This is a genomic window from Novipirellula sp. (assembly GCF_041583735.1).
In the GTDB taxonomy this organism is placed as follows: domain Bacteria; phylum Planctomycetota; class Planctomycetia; order Pirellulales; family Pirellulaceae; genus Novipirellula.
The window spans coordinates 22,617-28,699 of record NZ_JBFHFD010000033.1 but is presented as its reverse complement, the minus strand read 5'-3'; the positions used below and the strand labels follow the sequence as shown (position 1 = coordinate 28,699).

At 56.5% G+C, this 6,083-nt stretch carries 5 protein-coding genes; 2 read left to right on the top strand and 3 right to left on the bottom strand.

Annotation, left to right across the window (positions count from 1 at the left end):
* The first annotated feature begins 116 nt into the window (after window positions 1-116).
* Window positions 117-995, top strand: coding sequence for a succinate--CoA ligase subunit alpha (gene sucD / locus ABX962_RS04775; protein WP_339936153.1), 879 nt, complete (start codon window positions 117-119; stop codon window positions 993-995).
* Between the two features lie 45 nt (window positions 996-1,040).
* Here the strand turns inward: sucD and ABX962_RS04770 are convergent, their stop codons facing one another.
* The 3 genes from ABX962_RS04770 to ABX962_RS04760 form a co-directional block, all read right to left on the bottom strand.
* Window positions 1,041-1,892, bottom strand: a complete 852-nt coding sequence (locus tag ABX962_RS04770) for an SAM-dependent methyltransferase (protein ID WP_372717121.1) — start codon at window positions 1,890-1,892, stop codon at window positions 1,041-1,043.
* A 217-nt stretch (window positions 1,893-2,109) separates the two neighbouring features.
* Window positions 2,110-3,003, bottom strand: a complete 894-nt coding sequence (locus ABX962_RS04765; protein WP_372717119.1) for a DUF6655 family protein — start codon at window positions 3,001-3,003, stop codon at window positions 2,110-2,112.
* 198 nt (window positions 3,004-3,201) lie between these two features.
* Window positions 3,202-4,872 carry a hypothetical protein gene (locus tag ABX962_RS04760; RefSeq protein ID WP_372717117.1) on the bottom strand — a complete coding sequence of 557 codons (1,671 nt, stop codon included), beginning with the start codon at window positions 4,870-4,872 and terminating at the stop codon, window positions 3,202-3,204.
* Between the two features lie 269 nt (window positions 4,873-5,141).
* Here ABX962_RS04760 and ABX962_RS04755 point away from each other — a divergent pair, with 269 nt between their 5' ends.
* Window positions 5,142-6,080: a DUF1559 domain-containing protein gene (locus ABX962_RS04755; RefSeq protein ID WP_372717115.1), complete on the top strand. Its 939-nt coding sequence runs from the start codon at window positions 5,142-5,144 to the stop codon at window positions 6,078-6,080.
* Window positions 6,081-6,083: the final 3 nt, after the last annotated feature.

The following is a 6,083-nucleotide window of genomic DNA, read 5'->3' as shown; positions in this document are numbered from 1 at the left end:
TAAGATCCGCAGCAAGGCAAAACCGCGTCAAATCCGCCGCTATCGGCAGCGGATGACCATCACGAAGTCGGTTCAACATTCCATTCCTACACGTTCTCTACAATAGTCATTCGGTCATGAGCATTCTGGTTGACGGAAACACAAAAGTCATCTGCCAAGGCATCACGGGCAACGCCGGCACGTTCCATAGTCTTGGATGTCGTGACTACGGCACCAACATGGTCGGCGGAGTCACCCCAGGCAAAGGCGGCCAAAACGTCGAAGGCATTCCCGTTTTTGATACAGTCGAAGAGGCTGTTGAGAAAACTGGTGCTAACGCGACGATGATCTTCGTGCCGCCCCCTTTCACTGCCGACGCAATCCTCGAAGCGGTTGACGCGGGCATCGGAATCATTGCCGCGATCACCGAAGGCGTGCCTGTCATCGACATGGTTCGCGTCTACGAAAAGGTGCGAGCGAGCAACTCAATCTTGATCGGACCTAACTGCCCCGGTCTGATTACACCCGGTTCGTGCAAAATCGGCATCATGCCCGGTTATATCCATAACCCCGGCAAGGTCGGTGTGATGAGCCGCAGTGGTACACTGACTTACGAAGCGGTTTGGCAAACCAGCAACCTCGGTCTTGGGCAAAGCACCTGCGTTGGACTTGGGGGTGACCCGATCGTCGGCACCAGCTTTATCGATCTGCTAAAGCTGTATCAAGAAGACGATCAAACCGAAGCGATCTTGATGATCGGTGAAATCGGTGGATCGGCCGAAGAAGAAGCTGCGGCATTCGCCAAAGCAAATGTCACCAAGCCTGTGGCCGCGTTCATCGCCGGTCGTACCGCCCCTCCCGGGAAGCGAATGGGACACGCGGGCGCGATCATCAGCGGCGGCAAGGGAACGGCCGAAGAAAAGGTCGCTGCCTTGGAAGACGCTGGCATCGTTGTCGCACCCACTCCGGCCGACATGGGCCAAGCCGTGGTCGATGCGATCGCCCGCAAGGGCTAAATTGCGTTGCTGCTAAAAACGCGTCTCGCCTAATTCACGTCGCGGTTAATCGCCACTTTCAACGCGGACATAAAACCCCGCGTCGAGGCTGCGTCCCGATTGATCTTGAATCGCCGATCGGCCCGTTTTCACGCGGAGCCGATCGCTTTGTTTGGCTGCTTCGAATGCCGCAGATCGCATGAGATATTCAAGCACATCACTCGCATCGACTTGCGGTGAATGCCCCGTAATCAGCATCCGAAAATTCATCGGGTCGATCAATTCGAGGCAATGATCTACCAGTGGCCACAAATCACGCTCTAATCGCCACGTTTTTCCTTTGGGGGAATGGCCATAGGCGGGCGGGTCCATCACGATCGTGTGGTATCGCCGCTGGCGACGGACCTCTCTAGCCGCGAATTTCGCAGCATCGTCGACGAGGTAACGGATCGGAGCGTCATGTAGCTGATTTGTTTCCGCTGCCACTTTTGCGGCTGCAACATTGGGCTTGGCCGCATCGACGTGCACGACCGAGAACCCTGCTTGCGCCAACGCCATCGTGCTCGCGCCGGTATAGGCAAACAGGTTTAACGCCGGCAATTCGTCCTGTGGATGCTTGGCGGATAACCATTGCCAATTCTTGGCTTGCTCGGGAAACAGCCCAATATGGCCGAACGGCGTGGGGCGTACCGGCATGCTGAAATTGCCGCAATCGAGCGTGAGCGATTCGGGCCAAACAGAATGATGAGTCCAGCGTCGCTCGCTCACGTCGTAGACAGCATCGGCCTCACGCCATCGCTGTGGATGTTTTGGGCGAATCCCTTCGGCTGCGGGCGATGGACGCGAAACCAGGTAGCCACCAAGTGATTCGAGCTTTAGCCCGTCACCGAAATCGATAAGTTGATACACATTGCTCATGGTCCGCAGGATTGTAAACCGAAAGTACTGGCAATGCCGAGGAGACAGACGCCGCATTGCGGCGGGCGTTCGAGGCTCGGGATGCGAAGCTCCGGCAACTAAAGCTCTGTCCCTTGGCAAAGCTGTCCCTTGGCAAAGCTGCTAGCAACAAGGCTGATGCTCTGTCCCTAGCGAACTAGGCTGATGCTCTGTCCCTAGCGAAGCTAAGTTTCGGGCCCTAGCGAAGCTCTGTCTCAGGCTGTTCGCCGTCGGTCGCTTCCGCCGGTTGGGCCGCAATCGCCGTGGGCTCTTCGAAAGTTTCGTTGACGGGGGCCTCGATAAAATCGAAGAACGTGCCTTCGCTATCAAAGACAGGCCAGCCATCTTGAAATCGCGTCTCGGCGGTGTAGTTAACCGGAGGACGTGCAAAGTTCTCGTGCGGAGAATCCCGATCCGCTGCTCCGCCAAATCTCAGGTATTTGCTCCCTGCCAGCTTCGTTCGCTCGCGAATCGAGCCACTTTGGAACGGCCCGATGCCGAGCACATAGGTGTCGCGTGCGGTGGCACTGGATTCGCGGATCCCGGATTGCCAAATCGCTTTGCGAGATTCACGCTCGTAAGCAAACGCGGCAATTTTTGCGGCCCCTTCGCGTGAATCGCGTCGTGCCAAGGCAAATTCGGGTATCGACGGCAAACTGGGGGCGTTGGGAAGCAGCGAAGCGGCCGAAGACAGGCTGTTATTTTCCGGTACGCCAAAGGTCACTCGATGGTCGTCAGCACCGAGTGTACCGATTCTCGCTTCGACAATAATGTCTGCGTCTTTACTGGTGTCTTGCAACAGGCAACCGGCGGCAACGATTTGCTGGCGGAGTGAACTGGTCACGTAATCCGCATTGACAAAGCCAAGATCCTTCGACGTTTTCAGGTAACTAGTGTCGAGATACACCGTGCGCCCCGACATCGGCCGAAAATCGATCCCCGCAATGCTGCTGTCGACGGCCTTGCTAAGCACCAACTGCTGAGTTGCGAGTTGTTCTTTGGTGGTCCCACACCCCGCCACTGCCGTGCCCACGACCATCCATGCTAGTCCGATGATGAATCGGTAATTCGCTTGGGAAAGAAATGGACGCATCGATAACGATGAAGGGGTGGGGAGTGGGTGGGATGAACATGCAGTTTGACAAGCTGATTGCCGCTTTTAGCGGCTAACGTTGCCGTGGAGCAAGCTCAATCTCATTTTTGAAATGCTGGCAAACGGTAATGTTGCCCCATTCGATGCACGCTATCGACCTCTCACTCACTCTACTCTCTCGTCGATTCCCGCCGATCTCTACCGCATTCGCGAAACGTATTGCAGGTGTCCTTCGCGGTTCATCAGGAATTTGAAGTCGCCGTATCGAATCAATTGGCTGGTCTCAAACGAGGGTCCCGATTGCAATCGCGGCGCTTCGAAGGGAAATAGGGGGCGGGCGGCGTCGGGGATTCCAAACGTGCGTAGCAGGTAATCGGTATCGACAAGGCTCGAGTATGCCAAGCGTCCTTGCGGCGAGACGAATCGGCGATCACGAGCGTCGGGAGGGTTTTTTTCAATCGATGAAATCGCCTCGGCAATGGGAAAATCAGGCTCCGAGCCGCGTGTGACATCGGCGGGTCTCGGTTCGGCGGGAATCGACTTTAGTTTCTTAGCAACACTCGCGTTTGCGGGTGGTAAAAACGGACGCAAGCGAATCCAGCCAGCTTGCAGCGTCTTTTGCCCCTTGGCCCAACGTACCGATGACAAGTATCCCAGCAGCAGCGAATCCTTGTCACGTCGAAGAAAACAGTCTCGCATCTTGTGTCCCGCAATCAGCGGCGGCGAGGGCATCATGCCCTGAAAACGCACGTGCCCATCGCTTGGCTTGACTGGCGATTGAAGATGATTTGCTGCGATCACGTCATGCGTTGCTTCGATCGCTTGGGAGCTCGAGAATTCATGGGAATCGCTCCGGCGATCGGTCCACGCGAAGTCTCCCGTCCATGATCCACCATGGAGGGCAAAGATCACGCAGGACCCATCGGGGCGAAAGGAAATTGCGAACGAGGACGGATCGCCTTCCACGTTCTCGGCGGAACCGTCGATCCAATCCCCAAGCACGCGATCGCGAGGCATTGCCGCCGCTTGATATCGTGATTGCAAAATGCCCACAGCCGCGATCGCGGTCAACACAGCCAAAGACCCCATTGCCATTCGCGATCTGGGAATTGTTCGGGCCAGTGCTGCCAATCGACCCGCCAGAAATTGCACGCGAAAGCGAAACCGATCACGGTTCGATTTTTCGTCGGCCGCGTTCGCATCGGTTGCGGGGCGCGTGTTGTTCGGGGGACACCTGCGGACGGCTTCGTGAGCATCGTCCAATTTTGGAGCATCAAGCGTGTCGGTGCCGAACGAGCGATCTGCAAAATCATGTTCTGCAGAATGAAAGCTGGCATCCGAAGGGTGCAGGACCGATTGAGCCACGGTCGCCGGGGCGACCGCAGCAGCGTGGGGCAACGCGGACAATGAGGGGTTTCCCGCAAAGTGAGGCGACGCGGGATCGGTTCGCCGCTGAATTTTCCCCGCCGAGCCAAGTAAGACGAGATCGCCGGTCAAACAGGCTCTCAAGACATGGATGCGGTCCACTGGAATCCAGGTTTGCGTCACGTCGCTCTGGATTTCTGCGTCGGCCGCAAGCATTCCACGGGCGGCAAATCCAATTAATTCTCTGAGTTTAAAGGGACCCTGGGCTGCGCCGAGCATGCCGCGAACGTGATAGCGGGGAACAACGGTGCCGGCAGGATGCGGAAGCGCAACCCGCTTTTCGGAAAACAAGCCGATCGCCAATGCGGGATGCCACGGTCCGGTCTCGGTGTCAGCCACCAACGAGTTCGGGCCAATGATCCCTGATAACGCCGCTTCGCGGAGTTCGACCCCGGTGAACGGGCCCGCACAGGAATGCTCGGTTTTAACGTAAAAGGCAACCATATTTCTCAGCCTTGCTGCATCTCTCAGGCATGTTGTGAACGGCTGTACCAAACGCTATTGCAAAGGAAACTTCCGTGCTTGTTGGATCACGTTGCGGAACACCGTGATAAGATGAGGATATGCGACGCGTAAGTACCGTGGACCGTGCAGTGGAGCGGTGGGGAAAAGGGCTGGTACGTTAGGAACGCCTCGCGGTCTCGGGGGGTACCCAATTGATGGCTGGTAATAGACAGAAAAGCAGGAATTCAGTCTGTGGATTCGGACGCTCCGTGCGTGGATCGTCACACTCATCTGCTTTCACGTTGGTCGAACTGCTTGTTGTCATGGGCACGATTGCCGTTTTAATGGGGTTGCTGCTGCCGGCGGTTCAAGCATCGCGGGAATCGGCCCGCCAGACCCAATGTCTTAATCATTTAAAGCAGATCGGGCTCGCGGTGCAGAACTTTCATGCCCAACGTAACGAGCTTCCGCCAAGTCGAAATTACGACCACTACACAAGTTGGGCATTTCTGTTGCTGCCGCACTTGGAACAGGCTGCATTGTCGGACGAGTGGGACGATTCGCTTAAGTATTACTATCAGAGCGACGCGGCTCGGCTGACCGCGATTGCACCCTATTTCTGTCCCTCACGCCGCGATGCCAACCTCTACAGCACCCAGGGTGATGACATTTTGTCACCCTATGAAACCAGTGGTCATGTTCCAGGGATTGTCAGCGATTATGCCTGTTCCGCAGGACATGGGCCTGCGGGCGTGTGGAATTGGATCTATTCCAACGGGGCGTTTGTGATGGGGGAGGGTGTCACCGATCCCGAAACCGTGCCCGACGGCAATTTCGCCCCCCCCAACGCCAAGCTGGTTACATGGAAAAGCCGTACCCGTTTCGCCAGTTTAAGTGATGGGACGAGCCATACGATCATTGTTGGCGAAAAACATGTGCGTCCATCACGGCAAGGGATTGCTCCTGAGGATGGCGCGATTTACAACGGAGACCACCCGGCAAATTTCTCACGCTGCGGCGGTCCCGGTTATCCGCTGGCACGTTTTCCGACCGACCGCTTCCAAACCAACTTTGGCAGCTACCATGTGGGCGGATGCAATTTTGTCTACGCCGATGGCAGCGTGCATGTTCTGAATGTCGACGTCTCGACCGACATCTTAGGACGGCTTACCCATCGCAATGACCATCAAGTCATCGAGGCGTTCTAACGC